This is a genomic window from Croceibacterium salegens (genome assembly GCF_009827435.1).
Taxonomy (GTDB): Bacteria; Pseudomonadota; Alphaproteobacteria; order Sphingomonadales; family Sphingomonadaceae; genus Croceibacterium_B; species Croceibacterium_B salegens.
In genome coordinates this window covers 1-24,207 of the sequence record NZ_WTYM01000038.1, presented here as the reverse complement: position 1 = coordinate 24,207, position 24,207 = coordinate 1, and the positions used below count along the sequence as shown (strand labels likewise).

22 protein-coding genes are annotated in these 24,207 nt (G+C 66.2%); 19 read left to right on the top strand and 3 right to left on the bottom strand.

Translation table 11 applies throughout. The annotated features are described in order from the left end of the window. Positions 1-137 precede the first annotated feature (137 nt). The 13 genes from GRI89_RS09265 to GRI89_RS09205 all read left to right on the top strand — a co-directional run bounded on the left by GRI89_RS09265 (position 138) and on the right by GRI89_RS09205 (position 13,472). The gene (locus tag GRI89_RS09265) at positions 138-2,039 is read left to right on the top strand and encodes a DUF3604 domain-containing protein (RefSeq protein WP_159794444.1); all 1,902 of its coding nucleotides are present in this window, start codon (positions 138-140) and stop codon (positions 2,037-2,039) included. Next, positions 2,036-2,875 carry a peptidyl-prolyl cis-trans isomerase gene (locus tag GRI89_RS18280; protein ID WP_159794442.1) on the top strand — a complete coding sequence of 280 codons (840 nt, stop codon included), beginning with the start codon at positions 2,036-2,038 and terminating at the stop codon, positions 2,873-2,875. Before GRI89_RS09265 ends, GRI89_RS18280 begins: the two co-directional genes overlap by 4 nt. Further along, complete coding sequence (locus GRI89_RS09255) at positions 2,875-3,849, top strand: HupE/UreJ family protein (protein WP_159794440.1); 975 nt, start codon at positions 2,875-2,877, stop codon at positions 3,847-3,849. Before GRI89_RS18280 ends, GRI89_RS09255 begins: the two co-directional genes overlap by 1 nt. 13 nt (positions 3,850-3,862) lie before the next feature. Beyond that, complete coding sequence (locus tag GRI89_RS09250) at positions 3,863-5,536, top strand: thiamine pyrophosphate-requiring protein (RefSeq protein ID WP_159794438.1); 1,674 nt, start codon at positions 3,863-3,865, stop codon at positions 5,534-5,536. A gap of 69 nt (positions 5,537-5,605) precedes the next feature. Continuing rightward, complete coding sequence (locus GRI89_RS09245) at positions 5,606-6,859, top strand: FAD-dependent oxidoreductase (RefSeq protein WP_159794436.1); 1,254 nt, start codon at positions 5,606-5,608, stop codon at positions 6,857-6,859. Beyond that, positions 6,859-7,947, top strand: coding sequence for an alpha/beta hydrolase (locus GRI89_RS09240; RefSeq protein WP_159794434.1), 1,089 nt, complete (start codon positions 6,859-6,861; stop codon positions 7,945-7,947). The genes GRI89_RS09245 and GRI89_RS09240 overlap by 1 nt, the downstream gene beginning before the upstream one ends. Before the next feature lie 64 nt (positions 7,948-8,011). Next, positions 8,012-8,926 carry a hypothetical protein gene (locus tag GRI89_RS09235; protein WP_159794432.1) on the top strand — a complete coding sequence of 305 codons (915 nt, stop codon included), beginning with the start codon at positions 8,012-8,014 and terminating at the stop codon, positions 8,924-8,926. Next, complete coding sequence (locus tag GRI89_RS09230; RefSeq protein WP_159794430.1) at positions 8,916-9,314, top strand: DUF6152 family protein; 399 nt, start codon at positions 8,916-8,918, stop codon at positions 9,312-9,314. The genes GRI89_RS09235 and GRI89_RS09230 overlap by 11 nt, the downstream gene beginning before the upstream one ends. 17 nt (positions 9,315-9,331) lie before the next feature. Further along, on the top strand, positions 9,332-9,700 hold the full coding sequence (locus GRI89_RS09225) for a DUF6152 family protein (protein ID WP_159794428.1): 369 nt from the start codon (positions 9,332-9,334) through the stop codon (positions 9,698-9,700). Further along, positions 9,700-10,497 carry a hypothetical protein gene (locus tag GRI89_RS09220; RefSeq protein ID WP_159794426.1) on the top strand — a complete coding sequence of 266 codons (798 nt, stop codon included), beginning with the start codon at positions 9,700-9,702 and terminating at the stop codon, positions 10,495-10,497. The genes GRI89_RS09225 and GRI89_RS09220 overlap by 1 nt, the downstream gene beginning before the upstream one ends. Positions 10,498-10,577: 80 nt before the next feature. Next, positions 10,578-11,360 (top strand): glutathione S-transferase family protein, encoded by a 783-nt coding sequence (locus GRI89_RS09215; RefSeq protein ID WP_159794424.1) that lies wholly within the window; start codon positions 10,578-10,580, stop codon positions 11,358-11,360. Beyond that, complete coding sequence (locus GRI89_RS09210; protein WP_159794422.1) at positions 11,357-12,076, top strand: glutathione S-transferase family protein; 720 nt, start codon at positions 11,357-11,359, stop codon at positions 12,074-12,076. Before GRI89_RS09215 ends, GRI89_RS09210 begins: the two co-directional genes overlap by 4 nt. Before the next feature lie 46 nt (positions 12,077-12,122). Continuing rightward, positions 12,123-13,472, top strand: a complete 1,350-nt coding sequence (locus GRI89_RS09205; RefSeq protein WP_159794420.1) for an MFS transporter — start codon at positions 12,123-12,125, stop codon at positions 13,470-13,472. Between the two features lie 15 nt (positions 13,473-13,487). Here GRI89_RS09205 and GRI89_RS09200 read toward each other — a convergent pair whose 3' ends face one another. Genes GRI89_RS09200 through GRI89_RS09190 form a run of 3 tightly spaced genes read right to left on the bottom strand, consistent with a single transcriptional unit; the run spans position 13,488 to position 17,738 of the window. After that, entirely contained in the window at positions 13,488-15,803 is a 2,316-nt protein-coding gene (locus GRI89_RS09200) for a putative bifunctional diguanylate cyclase/phosphodiesterase (RefSeq protein ID WP_159794418.1), read from the bottom strand. Between the two features lie 31 nt (positions 15,804-15,834). Continuing rightward, positions 15,835-16,461 carry a cupredoxin domain-containing protein gene (locus GRI89_RS09195; protein ID WP_159794416.1) on the bottom strand — a complete coding sequence of 209 codons (627 nt, stop codon included), beginning with the start codon at positions 16,459-16,461 and terminating at the stop codon, positions 15,835-15,837. 14 nt (positions 16,462-16,475) lie between these two features. Then, positions 16,476-17,738 (bottom strand): hypothetical protein, encoded by a 1,263-nt coding sequence (locus tag GRI89_RS09190; RefSeq protein WP_159794414.1) that lies wholly within the window; start codon positions 17,736-17,738, stop codon positions 16,476-16,478. A 189-nt stretch (positions 17,739-17,927) separates the two neighbouring features. Between GRI89_RS09190 and GRI89_RS09185 the strand changes: the two genes are divergently transcribed. The 6 genes from GRI89_RS09185 (at position 17,928) to GRI89_RS09160 (ending at position 23,966) form a co-directional block, all read left to right on the top strand. Next, the gene (locus GRI89_RS09185) at positions 17,928-18,422 is read left to right on the top strand and encodes a MarR family winged helix-turn-helix transcriptional regulator (RefSeq protein ID WP_159794412.1); all 495 of its coding nucleotides are present in this window, start codon (positions 17,928-17,930) and stop codon (positions 18,420-18,422) included. 2 nt (positions 18,423-18,424) lie between these two features. Next, positions 18,425-19,147, top strand: coding sequence for a glutathione S-transferase family protein (locus GRI89_RS09180; protein WP_159794410.1), 723 nt, complete (start codon positions 18,425-18,427; stop codon positions 19,145-19,147). 184 nt (positions 19,148-19,331) lie between these two features. Continuing rightward, a complete protein-coding gene (locus GRI89_RS09175) occupies positions 19,332-20,747 on the top strand; it encodes an efflux transporter outer membrane subunit (RefSeq protein WP_328598185.1) in 1,416 nt (471 codons plus the stop codon). Beyond that, positions 20,744-22,054, top strand: coding sequence for an efflux RND transporter periplasmic adaptor subunit (locus tag GRI89_RS09170; RefSeq protein ID WP_159794408.1), 1,311 nt, complete (start codon positions 20,744-20,746; stop codon positions 22,052-22,054). The genes GRI89_RS09175 and GRI89_RS09170 overlap by 4 nt, the downstream gene beginning before the upstream one ends. Then, positions 22,051-22,770, top strand: coding sequence for an ABC transporter ATP-binding protein (locus GRI89_RS09165; RefSeq protein WP_328598184.1), 720 nt, complete (start codon positions 22,051-22,053; stop codon positions 22,768-22,770). Before GRI89_RS09170 ends, GRI89_RS09165 begins: the two co-directional genes overlap by 4 nt. After that, complete coding sequence (locus GRI89_RS09160) at positions 22,770-23,966, top strand: ABC transporter permease (RefSeq protein WP_159794406.1); 1,197 nt, start codon at positions 22,770-22,772, stop codon at positions 23,964-23,966. The genes GRI89_RS09165 and GRI89_RS09160 overlap by 1 nt, the downstream gene beginning before the upstream one ends. Positions 23,967-24,207: the final 241 nt, after the last annotated feature.

The window sequence follows — 24,207 nt, the reverse complement described above, 5'->3', positions numbered from 1 at the left end:
GCGGGCGCGGCGGAAGCCTGCAAAGCGATAACCGGACGGTTATCATGCCGATAGGCAGGCCCGTACTTCACAGCGCCGGGGCGAGGTGACATTGTACGGACCAATGGAGCGGCACTGCTCCGGGGGAGGGCAAGGACATGAGAATCGGCAGCCGAGCGGAGCTTCGCATCCTCGCGGGCGGCGTCTGTGCAGCAGCGTTGGCGCTGTCCGGATGCGCCCAGCAGGCACCCGCGCCCGATGACCGGCCGCTCAAGGTCGAACTGGCGGGTTCGACCCGCGTCCCCGCGCCGACGCAGGACCGCATGCTGCTGTGGGGCGACACCCACCTGCACACGCGCAATTCGGTTGACGCCTTCGGATCGGGCAACGCGACCGACATCGACACCGCCTATCGCTTTGCCAAAGGCTACCCGGTGGTGTTCCCGCGCACGCAGCAGCGGGTGCGGATCGACCGCCCGCTCGATTTCCTCGTCGTCTCCGACCATGCGGTAAACCTGTCGATCAACTCGCGCATCCAGGACAACGACCCGCGTTTGCTCAAGCTGCCGATCGGCAAGCGGTTGCGTCAATTGTACGAGGCTTCCGGCGCGCGTGCGCTGACCACCTCCGCCATGGGCGGGAGCAACCTGACGCCCCAGGAGCGCAAGGAATACGCCGATACCTTCCACACCGACGAGGTGTTGCACGACAGCTGGCAGGGCCAGATCGACGCCGCCGAGAGGTACAACGAGCCGGGCAAGTTCACCGCCCTGATCGGCTGGGAATGGACCAGCGCGCCCGCGCTGCGCAACCTGCACCGTGTCGTCTTCACCAACGTCGGCGGCGACGTCGCCACCAAGTTCTCGCCTTTCGCCAACTGGATGAGCGAGCGGCCCGAGGACTTGTGGAACTTCCTTGAACAGACCCGTGATCGCACTGGGGCCGATTTCATCGCCATGCCGCACAACGCCAACCTCAGCGACGGGCGCATGTTCGAGCTCACCGACAGCGACGGCAATCCGTTTACTGCCGACTATGCGCGCAAGCGCCAGGCGTGGGAGCCGGTGACCGAGGTCACGCAGTACAAAGGCACGTCCGAGACCCACCCCGAGCTTTCGTCGACCGACGAGTTCGCCGGGTACGAACTGCGCAATATGCTGCTGACCGGGGTGCCGACCGAAGTGTCTGCCGGTTCCTACGTCCGCGGCGCGCTGCTGCGCGGTCTGGCGGAGGAACAGCGCATCGGGGTCAACCCGTTCCGCTACGGCATGGGCGGGGCGACCGACAGTCACACCGGCCTCGTCTCGGTCGACGAAAAGAACTTCCTAGGCAAGCTCGCCGAGGATTACCTGCCCAAGGACCGGCTCGGACCCGACAAGGTGCCAATCATCTTCCCGGCGGCGGAGATGTCGGCGGCCGGGCTGACCGGGGCATGGGCTGACGAAAATACGCGCCAGGGCGTGTTCGACGCGTTCCGCCGCCGCGAGGTCTACGCCACCAGCGGCCCGCGCATGCGCGTGCGCCTGTTCGCGGGATACGGCTTTGCCGCGGGCGACGAGAAGGCCGCCGATTTCGGTACGATCGGCTATCGCAAGGGCGTGCCGATGGGCGGTCAGCTTGCTCCCTCGACCGGCGTTGCCCCGCGCTTCGTCATCCGTGCCGAGAAGGACCCGATGAACGCCGGGCTCGACCGCGTGCAGGTGATCAAGGGCTGGGTGGATTCCGCGGGCAAGACGCACGAGAAGGTCTTCGACGTCGTATGGTCGGGCGACCGTCGGATCGGTGCCAACGGCAAGCTGCCCGCCGTCGCCGACCCGGTCGACAAGGTCCACTGGCGCAACGACTGGAACGCCGGGGCGAGCGAGCTGGCGACCTTCTGGAGCGATCCCGAGTTCGATCCCAAACAGCGTGCCTTCTACTACGTGCGCGTCCTGCAGGTGCCGACGATCCGCCACCACGTCTATGACGCGCTGGCGCTCAACATCGACCCGGCGACACTGAAGCTGCCCACCACGATACAGGAGCGCGCCTGGTCTTCGCCGGTCTGGTACACTCCGTGAAGGCACCCGCCTGGCTGCGCGAACCGCTTGTCCATTTCCTGATTGCCGGCGCGCTGCTCTATTTCGGCGCCTCGCTGTTCTCGCCCGCGCCCGAAGCCGGGCACGTCATCGTCGTCGACGACGATGCGCTGGCGACGCGGCTCCTGCAGCAGACCGGCGCGACCGACCGGGAGGCGGCCCTGCGCGCGCTGCGGGCTATGCCGGCCGCCGACAAGGAGAAGCTGGTCGAGGAGGCCGCTGCCGACGAGGCGTTGTGGCGCGAAGGACGGGCGCTCGGCCTCGACACCATCGATGGCGTGGTGCGCCTGCGCACGATCCAGCAGATGCGTCAGGTCCTGACCCAAGAGGCTTCGGGCGATCTTGCGGTCAGCGATGCCGAGGTGCGCAAGTTCTACGAAGACAACAAGGAAGCCTATGCCGATCCGGGTTCGGCCAGTTTCGGCCACCTGTTCTTCGCAGGCCCTGACGCCAGGGCGCGCGCCGAGGCGGCCCTGGCAGTCCTGCGCAAGGACGCAGGCGCCGAGGAATACGGCGACCGGTTCCTTTACCAGGCCAACTATGCCGATGCCGGCACCGAGGAACTGGCAGCCCAGTTCGGCATCGGCTTCGTGCAGGCCCTGCTTGGCCTGAATCCCGGCACCGGATGGCAGGGCCCGGTCCAGTCCGATCACGGCTGGCACCTCGTGCTGCTGCGCGAACTGACTCCCGCCAAGGTTCCCGCGCTCGCCGATATCGAAGACCGGGTGCGCGAGGATGCGCTGGCGGCGAAGCGCAATGCGGTCACCACGCAGGCGGTGGGCGACTTGCTCGACCGCTACGAGGTGCGCACGCGGTGATGCGGATGCTGTGCCTTGCGCTGCTGCTGGCGCTGGTTCCAGCGGCGGCGCGGGCCGACGACAACCGACCGCTTGCGCTGACCCTCGACGAGGGAAAGCCGGGCGAATGGGACATGCGCTGGCGTGTACCGGCCAACCTTGCCGCCTACATGGTGCCCGAAGTCGGTGTACCCGAGGGCTGTGAGCCGCTCGGGCCGAGCCGACGATGGAGCGACGAACTCGGGTATTGGGGCGGTGTGCGTTTCACCTGCAGCGCGTCGCTCGCAGGAAAGTCCATCACGCTCGCCTATCCGCGCGGTGCCCCGCCGCTGGCGACGATCGTCCGGCTCCACCCTGCTCGCGAGGAGGAGGAGACGATCCTTGCCCAGCCCGGCGAACTCACCGTCGCCATTCCGGCCAAACCAGCCGACGAGAACCTGTTCCTGCGCTTCCTCAGGCTCGGCGTGGAGCACATCTGGACCGGCATCGACCACCTGCTGTTCGTCGCCGGGCTGATCTTCATCGCCCGGACCTGGCGGCGCACCGCGGTGACGATCACCGGGTTCACGATTTCGCATTCGATCACCCTGGCGCTCGCCGCGCTCGGTCTCGTTACCTTCCCGCCCGGCGCTGTCGAGGCGGTGATCGCGCTGTCGATCGTCTTCCTCGCGGTCGAGATCGCCAAGGGCCCGCGCGATACGCTGACCTGGCGCAGGCCGGTGTTCGTGGCGATGAGCTTCGGGCTGCTGCACGGTTTCGGCTTTGCCGCGGTGCTCGGCCAGATCGGCCTGCCGAAAGAAGGGCTGGTGACCGCGCTGCTGGCCTTCAACCTCGGCATCGAACTGGGGCAGGTCGCGTTCGCCGCTGTGGTCTTCGCCGTGCTGCACGGGCTTGCCCGACTGCCCGCGCTGGGACATCCGCAGCGCGTGCAGGGAATTGCCGCCTATGCGGTGGGCATCCTCGCCAGCTACTGGATGTTCGAGCGGATCGCCTGATAGGGATGAGTAGATGAGACAAGGCAGCGGCAAGGCCGACCAGCAAGTGCATGCCAATGGCACGGTGGCCGATGCCATCGCAGCGGTGCTCAAGCGCGAGGGCGTGGAGATCGTCTTCGGCTATCCGCGCAACCAGATCCTCGAGGCGGCGGCGCGGATCGACATCCGCACCGTGATCGTGCGGCAGGAACGCACCGGCCTGCACATGGCCGACGCGATGAGCCGGATGAGCAAGGGCGGCCAGATGGGCGTCTTCGTGATGCAACAGGGCCCCGGCGCGGAGAACGCGATGGGCGGCGTGGCGCAGGCCTTTGCCGAGAGCGTGCCGGTGCTGGTGATGCCGCAGGGTTACGCGCTGTCGCAGATGTACGTGCCGTACAACTTCAACTCGACCCGCTCGATGGCGAGCTACGCCAAGCACGCTGAGCCGCTGACCAGCGGCGGCGATGTCGTGCCCGTGCTGCGCCGCGCCTTCTCGATGCTGCGCAACGGACGCCCGCAGCCGGTGGTGACCGAACTTCCCTACGACGTGCTCGACAAGCCTTACGAGGGCGACTTGGGCTATGTGCCGGGAAAGGTAGTGACCTCGCAGCCATCCGCCGAGAGCGTCTCCGCCGCGCTCGATGTGCTGATGAGCGCGAAGAATCCCGCGATCTACGCGGGTCAAGGCGTGCACTGGTCGGAAGCCTATGTCGAATTGCAGGCGCTGGCCGAGCACTTGGCTATCCCCGTGATGACCAGCCTGCCCGGCAAGTCGACGTTCGACGAGACCCACCCGCTGGCGCTCGGTTCGGGCGGCAACGGCATCAACGGCTGCGTGGCGAAGTGGCTGGCCGAGTGCGACGTGCTGTTCGGCATCGGATGCAGCTTCACTGCGACGCCGTTCGGACTGTCCATCCCCCCGATGAAGCGCTTGATTCACGCAACTCTCGACCCGCTCGACATCGACAAGTCGGTGCCGAGCGAGTTGGCGCTGGTCGGCGATGCCAAGCTGACGCTGGCGGCCATGCTCGATGAAGCGAAGCGGCGCGAACCCAAACCGCGCGATGCCGCGCCGGTGGCGCAGGCGATCAAGGACTGCGAACGCGACTGGCTGGCGAAGTGGGAAACCAAGCGTAATCAGAATACTAGCCCGCTCTCGCCCTACCGCGTGCTGCGCGAACTCTACGACACCGTCGACGTCGACAACACGATCATCACCCACGACGCCGGCTCCCCGCGCGACCAGCTCGTGCCGTTCTGGAAGTCCACCACCCCGCATGGCTACATCGGCTGGGGCAAGTCGACCCAGCTCGGCTACGGCCTCGGCCTCGCCATGGGCGCCAAGCTCACTTGCCCCGATAAACTGTGCATCAACGTCTGGGGCGATGCTGCGATCGGCTTCACCGGCACAGACCTCGAGACCGCCGCGCGCGAGAACATCCCGATCCTCTCGATCCTGCTCAACAATGCGGCGATGGCGATCGAAATCCCGATCATGCCGGAGGCCACGGCAAAGTATCGCGCCACCGACATCAGCGGCGATTACGCGATGTTCACGCGCTCGCTCGGATGCCACGGTGAGCGGGTGACCGAGGCAGACGAGATCGTCCCGGCGCTGCGTAGGGCTATCGCCGCGACCGAGGCCGGCCAACCGGCGCTGGTCGAATTCATCACCGAGCAGGAAACCGTGATTTCGCGCGGATGATGCGCAGCATTCGCCTTTGCGTGAATCAAATGAGCCGATAGGACTCCCGCTCCAAGGAGAGTCGAGGCGATGGGCGAGAGCAAGGACGTAATCGTGGTTGGGGCCGGGCCGGTCGGGATGCTGACCGCGCTGGCGCTGGCGCAAGGCGGGGCCTCGGTCACCGTGCTCGAACGCGAGCCGGAGATCATCAATTCGCCGCGCGCCGCGGTCTATTTCCCCTCCACGCTCATCATCCTCGAGGAACTGGGCCTTCTCGGCGAGCTCAACGCCATCGGTTTCCAGAACCGCGACTTCGGCACCCACGTGCCAGAATTCGGCTATTCTTCGGTGGTCACTACCGAGCCGGTCGAGGGCATTCCCTACGACTACCAGCTCCACGCCGGCCAACACGACGTCGCCCGGGTGGCGATGGAACATGCGGTGAAGCTCGGAGTCGAAGTGCTTTTCGATCACGAGGTGGCCGCCATCGTCGACGGTGAGGACGGCGTTACCGTCGCTGCCAGCACTGCCGACGGCGAGAAGACCTTCTCGGCCACATGGCTGATCGGCGCGGACGGCGCGCGCAGCACGGTGCGACGGCTCGCGGGCATCGAGTTCGAAGGCCACACCTGGCCCGAGCGTTTCGTCGCCACCAACGTGAAGTTCGACTTCCGCAAAATCGGGTACCAGCAGGCCAATTTCGTCTGCGACCCGGTCAACATGGCGGTGATCGCCCAACTCGACCGCGACGGACTATGGCGCTGCACCTACATGGAGGACGCGAGCCTCCCGCTCGACACCTACGAGGAGCGGATTCACGACCGCTACGAGTGGTTCATGCAGGGGAGCAGGGACTACGAAATTGTCTCCTCCAGCCCCTACATGCTGCACCAGCGCGCAGCGGAAACGCTGCACAAGGGCCATGTCCTGCTGGCCGGAGATGCGGCGCATGCGACCAACCCATGCGGCGGGCTTGGCCTGACTTCAGGAGTTTGGACCGGCGTGGTGCTGGCTGACGTGCTCGGCGCGGTAATCCGCGGCGAGGAAGGCGAGGAAATCCTCGACCGCTTCTCCGACGAGCGGCGGCGGATATTCTGGGACATCGTCTCCCCGGCGGCGACAGAGAACAAGCGCATGCTGCAGGAGAAGGACCTCGAGCAGCGCCGGAAGGACCTCGCGGCGATCAAGGCGCTGAAGGAAGATCCCGAGTCCGGCGCGCTGCTGATGCTGTTCGCCTACAAGGTGATCGGTAACGTGCTGCGTTCCGGCTCGCGCTGGAAGGACGCCGATCCGACTCCGGGGGTGGCGATCGACATTGCCGGTCGGCAAGGGCAGATCCACTGATGGGGCGTGACTATCGCCCGGTCGCGCTCCATGCGGCGGGCAAGGCCGATCCTCTCGAATTGGCGGCTCAAGGCTTCTTCTGGACCGGGGGCGAACTGATCGACCACCCGGTGGCCGGCAAGGCCATGCGTGGGCAGCAGTACAACGAGTACTGGATCCCCAGGGACCTTCGCCACCCATGGCCGATCGTGATGATCCATGGCGGCGGGGGGCAGGGCACCGATTTTCTTGGCACGGCGGACGGGCGCGAAGGTTGGGTCCACTGGTTTGTCCGGCGTGGCTGGGCGGTTTACGTGGTCGACCGCCCACAGCACGGCCGCAGCCCGTTCCAGCCCGCCTTTCAGGGTGAGATGGCTGGGCCAGGACCGACCGTGTTCCTCGAGCGCCTGTTCACTCGGCCGCAGGACTTCGACGACAACTATCCGCAGGCCTCGCTGCACGACAAATGGCCGGGGACGGGCAAGATGGACGACCCAGCGTTCCTCTCGTTCCTCGCCGGGACGGGGCCGACGCTGGCCGACGTGGCGCAGTGGCAGGCCGATGCCCAGCGCGCCGGGGCCGAACTGCTCGACCGCATTGGCCCGGCGATCCTGCTCAGCCATTCGGCCGGCGGTCCGCCCGGCTGGCTCATCGCCGATATCCGGCCGGAGCTTGTCAAAGGGCTGGTGGCCGCCGAGCCGCTCGGCCCGCCGTTCCAGGCAATCAGCGGCCCTTTGCCCTACGGCATTACACGCGCGCCGCTCACCTACGACCCGCCACTGGCCGAAGGCGAGGAACTGGCGAGCGAGGACCGCCCGTCGCCTGGCGAAGGGCTGGTTGCCTACAAGGTGCAGGCCGAACCGGCGCGGCGCCTGCCCAATCTCGCTTCGGGTTTCCCGGTCGTCGTCGTGACCGCCGAGGCTTCGTGGATGGCGGCGGACAACCATGCGATCGTCGCGTTTCTGCGCCAGGCCGGGGTCGCCGCCGAACACGTCCGGCTCGAGGAGCGCGGTGTGCAAGGTAACGGCCATGCCATGCAGCTCGAAAGCAATAGCGACGAGGTCGCCAATGTGATCGAAGAGTGGTTGCTGGAGAAGGATTTGGGCTGACAGGCGCGGTATTCAGCGCTAAGCCATGTGAGAAAGTCAAAAAGGTCGCGGAAGGGAGAGGGTCTTGCGGCATCTGGTTACCATGGCGATCCTCGCAGCAGGGCTTGCAGCGCCCGCGTTGGCGCAGGACGCATACCCCGCCGAGGGCGACCTGCCGGCGCAGCCCAACGTGGTGCGTCCGCTGACGCCGATTCCGCCCGAGCGCTACAGCGAAATGGTGCCCAAGCATCCGGGGTACCTCGGTGCGCTGGCGCCGGAGAATCTCAACAAGGCCCGCCCCAAGCCGCCGTTCGATGTGACCGGGACCTGGTTTATCGACCTGCACGAGGGCTTCGCCAAGTTCATGTTTGGCCCGCCCTATCCAAAGTTCTATGCCGAGGGGCGCGAGGCGTTGATCGAGGCGCCGAAGTACGCCGCGCGCAACGAGACTTATCGCGATGCGATCGGCCAGTGCTTCCCGCCGGGCATGCCGATGATCATGACGCGTGTCTGGCCGCATGCCTTCATCCAGTTGCCAACCGCGATCTACATGATTTCCGGCTTCAACAATGCGGTCCGCACGATCTTCCTCGACGGGCGCGAACACACCGACCCGGACATCGTCGTGCCGAGCTACAACGGTGAATCGATCGGCCACTGGGAAGGCGATACGCTGGTCGTCGACACCCGCTATTTCGAGCCGGACAACCACTACATCGACCAGGGCATCCCGATCGACGACCAGTTCGCGATGGTCGAACGCATCACCATGCCCGCGGGTGGCAAGGTCATGCAGATCGAATACATCATGACCGATCCGACGATGTGGGAAGGCGAATGGCGTTCTACCAAGCGTTTCGACCGCGCCGACTACACCGACATCAATGAGAGCCACTGCATCCTGCAGTACAACGAGAACCTGCCCGGCACCGCGCTCGGCAGCGAGGCGGCGAAAGAACGCGGCCAGAGCGAGATCGAGGGGGTCAACGATGACAATTAGCCGATGGGCCCTGGCTGGCGCGGCCGCGCTGCTGGCCGCAGCGCCGGCGCTGGCGCACCACAGCTTTGCGATGTTCGACCAGAAGAAGATCATGACGCTGGAAGGCACCGTGACCGATTTCCAGTGGACCAACCCGCACGCCTTCATCGAGATGGACGTGCCGGGCGGAAAGCATTGGTCGCTCGAACTCAACAGCCCGAACAACCTGAAGCGGCAGGGCTGGCTGCGTTCCTCGCTCAAGGCCGGCGACAAGATCACCTTGCGGATGAATCCCCTGCGCAGCGGGCAGCCTGGCGGGCTGTTCCTCGATCTGAAGAAGGCCGACGGCACGGTGCTCGATTCGGGTCTTCCGAAGAACGGCGAGCCGGTCAACGTGCCGAAGCTATGAGAACTGGAGAGGCAACAATGAACACGCTTGGCAAGCTGCTGCTCCCGGCACTGGCGCTGATCGCGGGGCCGGCGGCGGCGCACCATTCCTATTCGATGTTCGACATGAGGAAGACAATCGCGCTCGATGCCACGGTGACCAAGTTCAAGTGGCAGAACCCGCACAGCTTCATCCTCGTCGACGTCAAGGCGCCGGAAGGTGTCGAGAACTGGGCGATCGAGATGACCAGCCCCAACAACCTGGTGCAGGAGGGGTGGAAGCGTTCCTCGCTCAAGCCGGGCGACAAGGTGACGCTCTACGTTCATCCGCTTCGTACGGGGGCCAAGGGCGGTTCCTACGTCGGGGTCAAGCTTTCGGACGGGTCGACGCTGGGCGACGTCGGCTGATGCGGGTCTGGACCGTTGCCGCCGTGGCGGCTGTCGCACTTGCCGCCCCGGCCGCCGCGCAACTGGGTGCGCCGACCAAGTCACCGCCGCCGGACGGCATTGCCGAAGGCGCGGGCTCGGCCAATCCCAAGGGACACTACGCCGAACTCGATGCTCTGCCCGATTGGGGCGGCATCTGGTTCGTCACCTTTGCATTGCCGAAACCGGGCGACCCGCCACCACCGAGACCCCAGCTCAAGGCCGAATACGCCAAGCAACTCGAGGATTTCCGCCAGCAAGTGCAGGAAAACGACGGCGTGGTGCCGCGGGCGCGCTCCAACTGCAGCCCGCCGGGCATGCCGCGCATCATGCGTCTCGCGCAGTACCCCTACGAGTTCATCTTCGCGCCGGGCCGGGTGACCATCAACCAGGAAGCGTGGATGCAGACGCGCACGATCTGGACCGATGGTCGCGAGCATGACCCGGACCACGATCCCGGATTCATGGGGGATTCGATCGGCCATTGGGAGGGCGATACTTTGGTGGTCGACACGGTGGGCATCTCGGGCGATCTGGAGATCGACACCGGCATCCCGCACTCGGAGCAGTTCCACCTCGTCGAGCGTATCCACCTCGACCCTGCCGATGCCGACGTGCTGGTCAACGAGATGACCATGGACGATCCCGAGGCGCTCGAAGCTCCGTTCAAGGTGACCACGCGCTATCGGCGCGATCGCTACGGGAAGTTGCTCGAATTCCAGTGCTCGCAGAATGATCGAAACCCGGTTGACGAGAACGGTCATACGCTATTTGAATGACTTAAATGCAATTGATTGACGTTAGCAAGACGGCACGATAGCGAACTTCCCGGGTCACGTCGGCACGAGCCGGGAAGACAATGATAGAAGTCTATACCTGGGAACCGAATGCGAATTCGGGAAAGCCGCTGTTCTGCCTCTCCGAGAAGGGTGTCCCGTTCACCCATCACTACGTGGACATGGGCGCGCACGAGCATTTCTCGCCCGAATTCCTCGCCATCAACCCCGACGGTACGATCCCGGCCATAGTCCATGACGGCTTCGTCATGACCGAGAGCACCCCGGCGATGGAATACATCGACGAGGTTTTCGAAGGCCCGTCGCTGCGACCTGAGGACCCCTTTCGTCGCTGGGAAATGCGCATCCTCATGCGTTACATGGACAACGTTGTCGCCCCATCGCTGGCGATGATCGCCTCGAACCGGCTGGCGGCACCGCGATTCGTCGGCCAGGACCCCGCCGAACTTCGCGCTCAGCTCGACCGTATCCCCCTCCCGGAACGCCGGACAGCCTGGGAAAAGCTGATGTTCCAGTCGACCTCCGAGGAAGAAATCGCCGAGTCCGAACGCCGCGTGGCCGAGGCGATCGGGCGCTTCGACGCGATCCTCGAACGGCACCCTTGGCTGGCAGGCGAGGAATTTTCGCTCGCCGACATCGGTGTATTCGCGACGTTCTACGGCCTGTCGCAGGCGCGGCCCGCGGAGGTCAACGAAAGCAAAACGCCCAACTTGCTGCGCTGGTTGCGGCGCTGTCACGAACGGCCTGCCCTGCAGGCCGCGTTCCGCATCGGCCGCGGCTTCATCGGCCAGCGCGCCGCCGAAATTCGCCAGCAGCTGAGCGTTAGCGAGGCCACCGTCCGATGATCACGCTCTACTATGCGCCGGGTTCGCCGCATTCGACCGCCGTGCGCATCGTCCTCGCCGAAAAGGACATCGAGCACCAGCTGCATAAGCTCGACCTGGTCGCCTACGAGCAGCACTCGCCCGAATACCTCGAGGTCAACTGTCACGGGATGGTGCCGACCTTGCGGGACGGGGGGCGGTTGTTGTTCGATAGCTTTGCGATCCTGCAGTATCTTGATGAAGTGCATCCGGGGACGGTGCTGGCCGGGGGCGATCCGCGGGAGCGGTATCTTGCCAGCAAGTGGGGCAAGTATGTCGAGACCCATATCGCGTCGCACCTGGCGATCGCGCGGTGGGCGGCGCTGAAGGGGAAGGTGCCCGGGCACGCCAGGGCGGGGCTGGAGCGGCTCCTGCCGGAACGCGCGCAACTATGGCAGCGGGCGATGGAGGGCTTCGGCCCCGAGCAGCTTGCTGTCTCGACCAACGCGTTGGTCAAGGCCGGCGACCGCCTCGCCGACGACCTCGCCGGCAACGAATGGCTGTGCGGCGACACCTTCACGATCGGCGACATCGCGGTGTTCCCGCACCTGTTCCAGTTCGCCATGCTCGGGATCCGCTACCCGCGCGAGATCGACGACTGGATGGAGCGGGTCGCCGCGCGCCCGTCGGTCGCGGCGCTGAAGGAAGACCTGTTCCCGGTCGCGGTCATGGGGCCCGAACCGGGGCGTTGGGGATAACAGGGAAGTGCGCTAGCAAACGCAGTCGGAGGGGGAGAGGGCAGCAATGGCAAGCGAAGCCGCGACGCCGGGGGCAAGCGAGTATCCCACGCCGCGCCAGGCCTGGTACACGGTCGGCGTCCTCGCCGTCATCACCACCTTCGCGCTGCTCGACCAGAACATCCTCGGGCTGCTGATCCAGCAGATCAAGACAGACTTCGACCTGACCGATTCCGAGGCCGGGCTGCTGCTCGGCCCGACGCAGGCGATCTTCTACGCGCTCGTGGCCGTGCCCTTCTCGCGCTACATCGACCGCTGGACACGCAAGTGGATCGTCATGGGCGGGCTGGTGGTGTGGAGCCTCGCCACCGCCGCCTCCGGCCTCGCCGCCAGCTTCAGCCAGCTGTTCGTCGCCCGCGTCGTCGTCGGCGCGGGGGAGTCGGTCAACGGGCCGACCGCCTATTCGATGGTCGCCGACAGCTTCCCGCGCGAGCGACTGCCGCGCGCGGTGGCGACGCTGCAACTCGGCACCGTCGCCGGGAGCGGGCTGTCGCTGCTGCTCGGCGGGGCGATGATCTGGCTGGTCGCGCCGGTCGGCTCGCCCGACCTACCGCTGGTCGGCGTGCTGCGCCCCTGGCAGGCAGTGCTGCTCGGCGTCGGCCTGCCCGGCCTGCTGGTCTCGCTGCTCCTGCTTTCGGTCAAGGAACCGCCGCGCCGCAACCTCACCTTGCGCACCGAAAAGGCGGGCCTCCGCACCACGTTGAGGTACCTGTGGCTGCGCTTCGCGGTGTTCGGACCGATGTTCATCGGACTGACCATCGGTTCGCTCGACGTCGGCGGGCGGGCCTGGGGCGCGGCGTTCTTCGAGCGGACCTATGGCTGGTCGCCGGCGACCTACGGCATCGCTTCGGGGATCATCTCGATCCCTCTCATGCTTACCGGGCTCTTCCTCGGGGCGAAGTGGGCCGAGTGGTTCCAGAACCGCGGCGACCCCGCCGGCGCCTACCGCGTGATCCTCTACACCCGGCTGGCCGCGATCCCGTTCTCGATCATGATGCCGCTGACGCCCACGCCCGAGCTGTCGCTGGCCTTCAACGGCGTCATCTACCTCACTTTGGGAATGAGCGGGCCGATGCTCAACGCGGTCATGCTGGCGATCTCGCCCAACCAGATCCGCGGGCAGATCATGACGCTGTACCTGTTCATCTACACCGTCGTCGGCGTGGGTCTCGCGCCCTACGTCACCGGGCTGACGACCGACGTCATCTTCACCTCGCCCGACGACCTCCGATGGTCGATCGTGCTGCTCCACGTGGTATTCCTGCCGGCATCGCTCGTCGTCACATGGCTCGGCCTCAAGCCCTTCCGCGCCGAGGTCGAGCGGCTCAACGCCGAGGAAGCCGCCGAGGCGAACTGAGCTGCGGCAAGGGATTCAGGCGCGCAGCTCGGCCGCTGCTTCGCCGTTGACCAGCTTCGCGGCTTCGCTCGCCGGGATCGGTTTCGAGAACAGGTAGCCCTGCAGCGTGGTGCAGCCGAAGGCGCGCAGGGCTTCGACCTGTTCGGGTTCCTCGACGCCCTCGGCGGTGGTTTCCATGTGTAGCGCGGCGGCGAGGTCGGTGATGGCCTTGACCACCGCGCCCGCCTCGTCTTCCTGCAGCAGCTCGATGATGAACGAGCGGTCGATCTTGATCTTGTCGAACGGAAATTTGCGCAGGTAGCTGAGCGAGGAGAAGCCGGTGCCGAAATCGTCGAGCGCGATGCGCACGCCGACGTTCTTCAGGCCGTGGAGGACCTCGCGCACGCTCCCGGTGTTTTCGAGGAACAGCGATTCGGTAATCTCGATCTCGAGCCGGTCGGGGGCGAGGCCCGAGGTGGCCAGCGTCTGGAACACCATGTTGACGAGGCCGCTCTGGGCGAACTGCACGGTCGAGAAGTTGACCGCCACGCGGATGTCCTCGGGCCAGGTCGCGGCCTGGCGGCAGGCTTCCTTGAGGACCCATTCGCCGATCGGCACGATCAGCCCTGTATCCTCGGCGACCGGGATGAAATCGACCGGCGAGACGAGGCCCTTCTTCGGGTGGTTCCAGCGGATCAGCGCTTCGAAGGCGGAGAAGCGGTTCTTCGCGAGGTTGAACAGCGGCTGGAAGTAGAGCTCGAACTCGCCGTTCTTGACCGCGTTGTGCAGGTCGACCTCGATCGACCGGCGCTTGTGCGCGTTGGTGTCGAGATCGGCGGTGAAGCGGCGGTAGCGGCCGCGCCCGGCGGCCTTGGCGGCATGCAGCGCAAGGTCGGCGTGCTTGATCAGGTCTTCGGCGCTGGTCGAATCTTCCGGCGCTTCGGAACTGCCGATGCTCACCGCGGCGCGCAGGAAATGCCCTTCGACCGAGGCGGGTTCGTTGACCTGCTCGATGGCCATTGCAGCGATTTGCGCGGCGCGCAGGCGGACGTCCTGTCCGGCCACGATGAGGCAGAATTCGTCGCCCCCCGTGCGCGCCACGAAGGTTCTGTCGTCGAGTTCGACGAGCCGCCTTGCGACGAGCTTCAATAGCTGGTCGCCGACACGGTGGCCGAGCGTGTCGTTGGTGATCTTGAAGTTGTCGAGGTCGAGGAACAGCAGCGCGAAGGGTTCGCTGCCGCCACCTTCGAGCGCCGCCAGCCGATGGTCGATCTCCTCGCGCAGCCGCGCCCGGTTGGGCAGGTCGGTCAGGCCGTCGTGATAGGCCATGTGGCGGATACGGGTCTCGCGGGTGACGATCTCCTCGGCCATGGCGTTGAAGCTGCCGGTGAGCTTGCCGATCTCGTCGCTCGACAGCACCGGCAGCGAACGCGCTTCGCCGCGCTCGAGCGCCTGCGCGGCCTTTTCGAGCGCGACAATGGGCCGCACGATGCGCCGGGCCAGCGAGGCGCTGGCGAAGGCCATGACGAGGAGGCCGAGCAGGCCCGACAGCAGTACCGCGAGCCGCAACCCGTCGTATTCGGCCAGCGCATCGTCGATCGAGAAGTCGAGCATCATCGCCGTCGTCGCCACGCCGTCGGATTCGCCCAGCGCGCGGGCCAGCACCATGGTGCCGCCCATCCGCTGCGAGGTCTGGCCGCTCGCCGCACCGATTTCTTCGAGCCGGGCGAGCAGCGCGGCAAGGTTCCTGTCAGCGACCGGACGGCCGTCCCTGTCGTAAACCCAGCGACCCGCCTCGGTCCGCCGCACCACCGAGACGCTGACCGGGATCGCGGAAAGCCGGCTGATGTCGCGCATCTCTCCGGCATCGAGCTTGCGGCCGAGCACCAGCCAGCCGATCAGCCCGGGGGCGCGGATTTCCGCGGCGACCGCCTGGTAGGTCGTATCGCCGATGCGCAGCGCGCCCGAATGCCAGCCTGAATCGAGCCGGTCCCACAGCTCCTCGTTGTAGGACGAATCCTGTTCCGGCCGCATGCCGACGACGCTGCCGTCGTACTTGACGATGAAGGCGTTGGGCAGGTCGATGCGCGAGGCGATGTTGCCGAGCGCCGAGCGGATCGTGGCGGTATCGTCGCTCGCCACCGCCTCGCGGAAACCGAAGTCGAGCGCCAGCGGCCCGGCGACGCTCTGCAGTTCCTGCGTGCGCATCGACCAGATCCGGTCGATCACCTTGGAGCTCGATTCGAGCTCGCTGCGAACCTTGTCCTCGGCCGAACTTGCGATCGCCCACTGCATGCTCACCGCGACCAGCAGCATGACCAGCCCGAAGGCGGCCAGGTACAGCGCGGTCATGCGCGATTGCAGCGAGGCGAAGCGGATCATCTCAATAGTCGTGGCTCATCGGCGCCGGGCGGCGCAGCTTGACCTTGACCGGCAGCGACAGGTTGCCCGCAGGATTGATCGCCAGCTTGAGTTCGTTGCCCGGTGCGCGCAGCCGCGGGTGCCACACGCGCAGGGTCCGTGCCGAGGCCGGAACGCCCTTGAGCACCGCTCGACCCCTGTCGTCGGTGCGCAGGGCGTAGGGGGTGTCGACCACCCTCACGAACGCCTGCATGGTGTCGTGGATATTGCAGCCGATCGCGACTGTGCCGACGGTGCCCAGCACCGCCGAGCGGACCTCGCCCTTGCCGAACAGCTTGAGCTCGAACTTGTTGCCCGGCGAGAACGAGTAGACGTGGTGGCGGAAGGGATCGAGGTTGGCGAACTCGACCCGCGAGCCGACCGGCACGACCAGCATGAAGGGCACGAAGGCGGTGTCCTTCTGGTCGATGCGGAACACGCCCTTGGGCGGGACCTTGGCGCCGGGAACGTCGGCGATCACCACGGCGTCGGGCACCGGGCGGCCGCTGTCGTCGGTTACGGTGACGGTGATGTCGGCGGCCTGCGCCGCACCGGCGAGCGCCAGTGCGGAGAGGGCCGCGGCGAAACGGGCGATGATGCGAGCGATCATGGGGCGCGCTCTGCTCAGAACCCGAACCGCAGCGAGGTCTGCAGCGAGGTCTGCGCCTGCTCGGCGGGAATGCCGCCGTAGAGCTGGCGGCCCGGACGGTCGCTCGACACGTGCTGCAGTTCGACCAGCAGGGTGAGGAAGTCGGCCAGCGGGCGCTTGTAGGCGACCATCGCCGCCCAGCCGTATTCGTTGTTGTCGTTGCTGGCGACGAAGGTGTTGTCGTGCACCTCGAACCAGTCGCCGCGCAGCGTCACCTTTCCGCTGCCGAACTCGCGGCCGAGGAGGAGGTAGGCGGCAGTGAAATCGGCGTCGCCCGGGATGCCGAACGGCGTCTCGGGACCGGCCAGCGTGTTGCCCCACAAGACCTGCGCCTTGGCGGTGGTGCTGTCGCCCAGCGCGGCGGCAATGCCGGCGTTCCAGAACCGCGTATGCCACTGGATCTGGTTGTCGCGGCGGCTGACGTGGTCGCCGAGGTTGTCGTAGCGGAACAGATTGAGCGTGAACGGCAACGGCGGGGTGTAGTCGATCCGCGCGTAATAGCCGGCGCGGTCGTCGAGTTCCCAGAACGAGTTCGACTGGCGCACCTGGTAGGGCTGTGCCGCGGGCGCGAGCGGCGGCAACGGGTTGTAGTTGTGGACCGTCGCGCGAAAGTCGTCGAGCGCCCAGCCGCGGTAGAACAGCAGGGTGCCGGAGATGTCGTTGTGCAGGAAGCCGGCGCCGGTCAGCTTGAGCCGGTGTTCGCCGAACCGGCGTTCGACGGTGCCCTCGACCGCCAGCACCTTGACCTCCTCGCCGATCCAGCTGTTCGCCGCCGAGGGCGTGATGCTGTCCTCGACCAGCCAGGCGCCGCCGCCGTGCTCCTGCGAGACCGGCGGCCACATCGCCCCGGCGCGCAGGCCGAAGCGGGTCGGGGCCGGGTTGGAGCGCCATTCGAGGTAGGCCTCGTTGAGGTCCACCGCGGGGTGGCTGCGGTCCTGGTAGGTCAGGCTCGCCTTGCCGCTCAGGTTGAAGCTGAAACGCGGCTCCCAGACGAGGTCGGCATAGGCGAGGCGCAGGCGGGCCTGGGTATCGCCGTCGTCGCCGCCTTCGTAGAGCTTGCCGTATCCGCCATCGAGCCAGCCGGTCTCACCGCCGGTGGCGCTGGCGCGCAGGTCGAAATCCGCCGAAATCGCCTCGGGACCGATGATGCCGTCCTGCGCGCAGGCCCAGCTCGGGCAGGCGAGCAAGACAAGCGCCGTGATGGCGGCCGGCAAGGTCGTGATCGGTTTCGCACGCATGGCCCGCGCGATACGGCAATATGGTTAACATTTCGGGGGCGCCCCTTCAGGATGCGGCATCGATAACGAAGGCCGTTTTGCCGGTGAAATCGCGCGCTTTTCCTCTCCCACTCGAAAGGACGCCTAGCGTGAAAGGACTTTTTGACGCGAGCAATACGGGCTAGGAGGGAAAGGGGGAGTAGAAGTTACATGAGCAAGGACGAAGGTGGCCCGAACTCGGCCGCGAGAAACGCGGAACTACGGGGTCTGGTCAGCATGAAGATGATCCACCTGTTCGCGTTGCTGCGCCGGAGCGGGCTCCTGGCGCAGAAGCGGCTGTTCGACCTGTCGGAGATCGAATGGCGCATCATGGTCCAGCTAGGTTACACCGCACCGCTGTCGCTCAACGGCTTGGCCGACGCGCTCGTACAGGACCGCGGCCAGCTCAGCCGCGCGGTCAAGGGCATGGTCGCGCGCGGCCTTGTCACGCGTGAGCGCAAGCCCGGCGGTCCCGAGATCGAGATCGATCTCTCGGATGATGGAAAGCTGCTGCACGGCAAGATGATCAAACTCGCGGTCGACCGCGACCTCGGTCTGACCGACGGGATAGACGGCGGCGCCCTCGCCACCGTCATCGAGGTTACCGAGGTAATGATCAGCCGCGCGGAGGCGATGCTCGACAGGGAACAGCAGGCAGGCACCTGACCTTGCTGACCCTCTACCATTTCGGGCCGGTCGCGAACTCGCTCACCCCATTGCTGTGCCTGCTCGAAAAGGGCGCGGACTTCGAAAACCGCGTTCTCGACAGCAGCAGGTGGGAGCACCACGACCCGGCCTTCCGGGCCGTAAACCCTGAGGGCATGGTGCCCGTGCTGGTCCACGACGGCCTGATCGTGCGCGAATCGACCGTCATCAACGAATATCTCGAGGACATCCTGCCGGACCCGCCGTTGCGCCCGTCCGATCCGTGGCGGCGGGCCGAGATGCGCGTGCTGACCAAATACGTCGACGAGTATTTCTGCCCGGCGCTGACGGTTCTCGGCGCGCACGGCGCAGCCCCTTCCGCTTCAAAGATCGACAAGGCGGTGATGGCGCAGCGCCTCGCCAAAATGCCGAACGAGGAGGTCCGCCTGAAATGGGCGAAAATTTCCGAAACGGGATTTTCCGAAGCCGAACTGGCCGACGCCCGGCGCCGGCTCGACAACTGCATCGCGCGGCTCGACACGCTACTCGATGACGGGCGCGAGTGGCTGATGGGGGCCGACTACACGCTGGCCGACATCAAGTGGTACTCGATGGCCTCGGCGCTGCCGCGGGTCCTGCCCGAGGCGTGCAACGCCGACGCCGCCCCGGCGATCACCGCCTGGCTGGCGCGCATGGCCGAACGCCCGGCAGTCGCCGCACTGCCCGGATACGCTCCCCGCCGCTAGTCGATAAACATGGACATTTCGTCCGGCGCATCTTGCGCAGGCGGATTGCTGTATTACCTTCCTAACACGCAAGAGACGCGTCCGGGACATCCGTCGCGACCAATTCTTACAATTGCCTGCTTGGGGACGGCGGGCAATTCTGTTAGCCTTTTGGCTAATTGATGTAGACCGCAAGGGGGTTTCAGTGGCGTTCGAGGCTAACCGCAAGGCGTATCTGGCGATGCCGCTGCTGCTCGGCCTCGCCGCCTGCGCCACGCCGGTGCCGCCGGCCAATGGCGGACTGGAGCTTCCCGCCGCATGGGCCGAAACGCAGGCGCCGCAGGCCGACATCGACGTCGCCCAATACTGGACGATGCTCAACGATCCCTTGCTGACCGAGTTCGTCGAGCAGGCCATCGCCCAGAACCTCGACATCGCGCAAAGCGCCGCCCGCCTCGATCAGGCCCGCGCGCAGTTGCGCTCGGCGCGGGCCGGCTATGCCCCGCAGCTCAACGCCAGCGGCGGCATCCAGCGCGACATCGGCGATTTCGCCAGCGACGACTTCAACTTCACGTTCGGTGCCGATGCGAGCTGGGAAGTCGACCTGTTCGGCCGCATCTCGGGCAACGTCGCGGCCAATCGCGCCGACCTCGAAGCGGCCGGGTACTCGCTCGCCGATATCCAGCGGCTGGTGGTCGGCCAGGTCGCGCTGGGCACCATCCAGGCCCGCGCCACCGCCCTGCAGCTGGCCATTGCCCGCGACACGCTCCAGTATCAGGACGACAACCTGCAGATCGCCCGCTGGCGCAACCAGGCGGGACTCGTCTCAAGCCTCGATGTCGAGCAGGCGCGCAGCCAACGCGCGGCCACGGCGGCGACGATTCCACAGCTCGAAAGCAGCCTCGCGGCGCGCGCCAATGCCATCTCGACGCTGATCGGCGAGCCGCCCGGACGCGTCCTCGCGCTGCTCCAGGGCAGCGACTTCGTTCCCGAACCTCCGGCACTCGAAGCCTTCGAGGCTCCTGCGGACGTGCTCCGCCGCCGCCCCGACGTGCGCGGCGCCGAGGCCTCGCTCATGGCCGCCAGCGCGCGCATCGGCGTGGCGCAGGCCCAGCTCCTGCCGCTGGTCCGGCTGACCGGCAACATCGGGACCGGGGCGACCAGCGTCGGTCGATTGCTCGACGTCATCACCGGCAGTCTCTTCGCCGGGATCAGCCAGCTGATCTTCGACGGCGGGCGCACGCAGGCGCAGGTCGACAGCGCCAAGGCCGCGGCCGACGGCGCGCTGGCGGCGTGGCGGCAGAGCATCCTCGGCGCGCTCGAAGACGTCGAATCCAGCGCCGTCGACATGCGCGCAACGCGCGAACGCGTGGCGATCCAGGGCGAGGCGCGCGATGCCGCGTCCAACGCCGCCTTGCTCGCCCGCAGCCAGTACCAGGCCGGCATCACCGATTTTCGTACGCTGCTCAGCGCCGAGAACCAGTTGCTGTCGGCACGCAATTCCGAAGTCGGCGCCAAGGCCGAACGCGCCAGTGCTTTCGTCCGCCTCACCCAGGCGCTCGGCGGCGGCTGGACGCCCGCCGACTATCCCGCGATTACCGATCGAGAGACAGACCAATGAACGATACCGCCAACTTCGACGCCCAGTCGGTCGACGAGTTCCTCGGCACTGAGACCAAGCCGCGCTGGCGCCGCTGGATGAAGTACTGGCTGCCGGCCATCGTCATTCTTATCCTCGCCGCAGTCTTCCTGCGCGGCGGCGACGACAAGCAGGAATACGTATCGGAACCGGTGGTCGAACGCTCGCTCGATATCGAGGTCACCGCGACGGGCAACCTGCGCCCGACCAACCAGGTCGACGTTGGTTCGGAAGTGTCCGGCCGGATCGACAACATCCTCGTCGACGTGAACGACCAGGTCAGCCGGGGCCAGGTGCTGGCGCTGATCAACACCGACGTCATACAGGACCAGATCCGCCAGGGTCAGGCCAACGTCAATTCGGCGCGAGCTTCGGTCGCGCAGGCCGCGGCGACGCTCGACGTCGATACCGCCCAGCTTGCCCGCTTGCAGGAAGTCTGGCGCCTGTCGGAAGGCAAGGTCCCCTCGAAGACTGAGCTCGAAGCGGCCGAAGCCAACGTCAAGCGCGACCGGGCCGCCATCGCCTCGGCCCGCGCCAGCGTTGCCAGCGCGCAGGCGCAGCTTTCGTCGGCGATGACCAACCGTGATCGCGCGGTCATTCGCTCGCCCGTCTCGGGCGTGGTCCTCGCCCGCCAGGTCGAACCCGGCCAGACGGTGGCGGCGAGCTTCAACACGCCGACCCTGTTCGTGATCGCCGAAGACCTCTCGCAGATGCAGTTGCGCGTCTCGGTCGACGAGGCCGACGTCGGCCAGGTGAGCGCCGGGCAGAAGGCGAATTTCACGGTCGATGCCTATCCGGGTCGCAAGTTCCCGGCGATCGTGGAGCGGGTCGACCTTGCCTCGAACAACACCGCGCAGTCCTCGTCGCAGCAGCAGTCGTCGAGCCAGCAGGGCAACTCGGTGATCATCTACGAGGCGCGCCTGACGGTGGACAATGCCGACGGGCTGCTGCGGCCGGGCATGACCGCCACCGCCAACATTGCCACCGACAGCACCGGCAAGCGCATGCTCGTCCCCAATGGGGCGCTGCGCTTCGAGCCGCCCAAGGACGATGCGACTGGCGGCGTGCAGCTCAACAACGGCAACGACTTCGGCCTCGATCGCGAGAAGGAGCGCGCGACGATCGGGCGTGGCAGCCAGCAGACGGTCTATGTCCTGCAGGACAACAACGAGCTCAAGCCGGTCGAAGTCGTCACCGGCCAGAGCGATGGCCGCTTCACTGTCGTCACCTCGAAGGAACTCAAGACCGGCATGAAGGTCGTGACCTCGCTCAAGGCGAAGGAAAAGTGACCGGCGGAGCGATCATAGAACTCGAGGGAATTACCAAAACCTTCGGCCAGGGAACCGCCGCGTTCCAGGCGCTGCGCGGCGTCGACCTGTCGATTGCGCGCGGAGACTTCGTCGCCGTCATGGGGGCTTCGGGGTCGGGCAAGTCGACGACGATGAACATTCTCGGCTGCCTCGATTCACCGACCAGCGGCGTCTACCGCTTCCTCGGCACCGAGGTGCAGGCGCTGACCCGCGACCAGCGCTCGCTGCTGCGGCGCCGCTATCTCGGCTTCGTGTTCCAGGGCTTCAACCTGCTCGCCCGCACCAGCGCGGTTGAGAATGTCGAGCTGCCGCTGATCTATCGGGGCGAGAAGAAGGAGGAGCGGCGCGAAGCGGCGCTGCGCGCGCTCGACCGTGTCGGGCTGGTGCCGTGGGCCGACCACACCCCGGCAGAGCTTTCCGGCGGCCAGCAGCAGCGCGTCGCCATCGCCCGGGCGCTGGTGACCGACCCCGAGGTCCTGCTGGCAGACGAGCCGACCGGCAACCTCGATTCCGAACGCTCGATCGAAATCATGGAATTCCTCGCCGAACTCAACAAGACCGGCATCACCATCCTGATGGTCACCCACGAGCCGGAGATGGCCGACTTCGCCAGGACCATCGTCCACTTCAAGGACGGGCTGGTGGAACGCATCGAGAAGGGGCACCGGCACGGCGTCCCGGCGGGAGTCGCCTGATGTGGGGCACGACACTCCTGCTCGCCCTGCGCGAAATCCGCCGGCACATCCTGCGCAGCTTCCTGACGACGCTGGGCATCATCATCGGCGTCGCGGCAGTCATCACCATGGTCACGCTGGGCAAGGGCGTGACCGCCGATATCGAGGAGCAGATCAGCTCGCTCGGCTCGAACGTCTTCTTCGTCTTCCCAATCCAGACCGATCGCGGCCAGATCCGGCCCTTCGACGAGCGTGACGTTGCCGCCGTGCGCGACCAGATCGCCGGCGTGAAGGACGTCGCCGGGCAGGTAGAGAGGAACGTCACCGCAATCCACAACGGGCAGGACTGGCAGAGCAAGGTCGAAGGCGTCAGCAACGACTTCATGAGCGCCCGCGGGATCGAGCTCGACGATGGGCGGCTGTTTACCCCGGCTGAGGAATCCGCCGGCGCCAACGTCTGCATCATCGGCCCGACCGTGAAGGACGAGATCTTCGTTTCGAACCAGAGCCCGATCGGCGAACGCATGCGGCTCGACAACGTCTCGTGCCAGGTCATCGGCGTCTATGCGACGCGCGGCACGGTCGGCGGAAACGGCGACGACGACAACTCGGTGTTCATGCCGCTGACCAACGTGCAGCGCCGCTTCACCGGCAACGACAACATCGGCTACATGGTCGTCTCGTACGATTCCAAGTACTCGAGCGCGGCGATGACGCAGGCGCTGGTCGACCTGATGCGCGAACGGCGCGTCCTGCTCGAAGGACAGGCGAACGACTTCGACATCGTCGACACCGCGGAAATCAACGAGACCGTCGCCAGCACCGTCGGGACGATGACGATCATGGTCTCGGCCATCGCCGCTATCAGCCTCGTCGTCGGCGGGGTGGGGATCATGAACATCATGCTGGTCTCGGTGACAGAGCGCACCCGCGAGATCGGCATACGCCTCGCCATCGGCGCGCTGGCCCGCGAGGTGCGGATGCAGTTCCTGACCGAGGCCGTGGTGCTGTGCTGCTTCGGCGGGCTGATCGGGATCCTGCTCGGCTTCGCGCTATCGTTCAGCTTTTCGAGCGCACTGGACCTGCCGTTCGTGTTCGACCCGTTCATAAACATGCTGAGCTTCGTGATCTCGGCGCTGATCGGGATCATTTTCGGTTACTTCCCGGCCCGCCGTGCCAGCCAGCTCGACCCGATCGAGGCGCTGCGTCACGAATAGCGGGTAGGCGAGTTGACATAACGACTAGCGACATTTCAGAATTTGAACGCGACCTTGACGCTGGATTCTTTCAGCCGGTCCCAGCCGCTCTTCCTTTAAGACTGTAGTTCAGCCGAGCCTCAAGCCGTTCCGACAGGTCAAGGATCATGCCAAAGCCAAAGGTCGGGAGCGATGGTCCGGTCCGAGCGAATGCACTTGCAGTTAAGGAGTTGAGTGCAGGGCGGGGTGATGCCTTGACTGA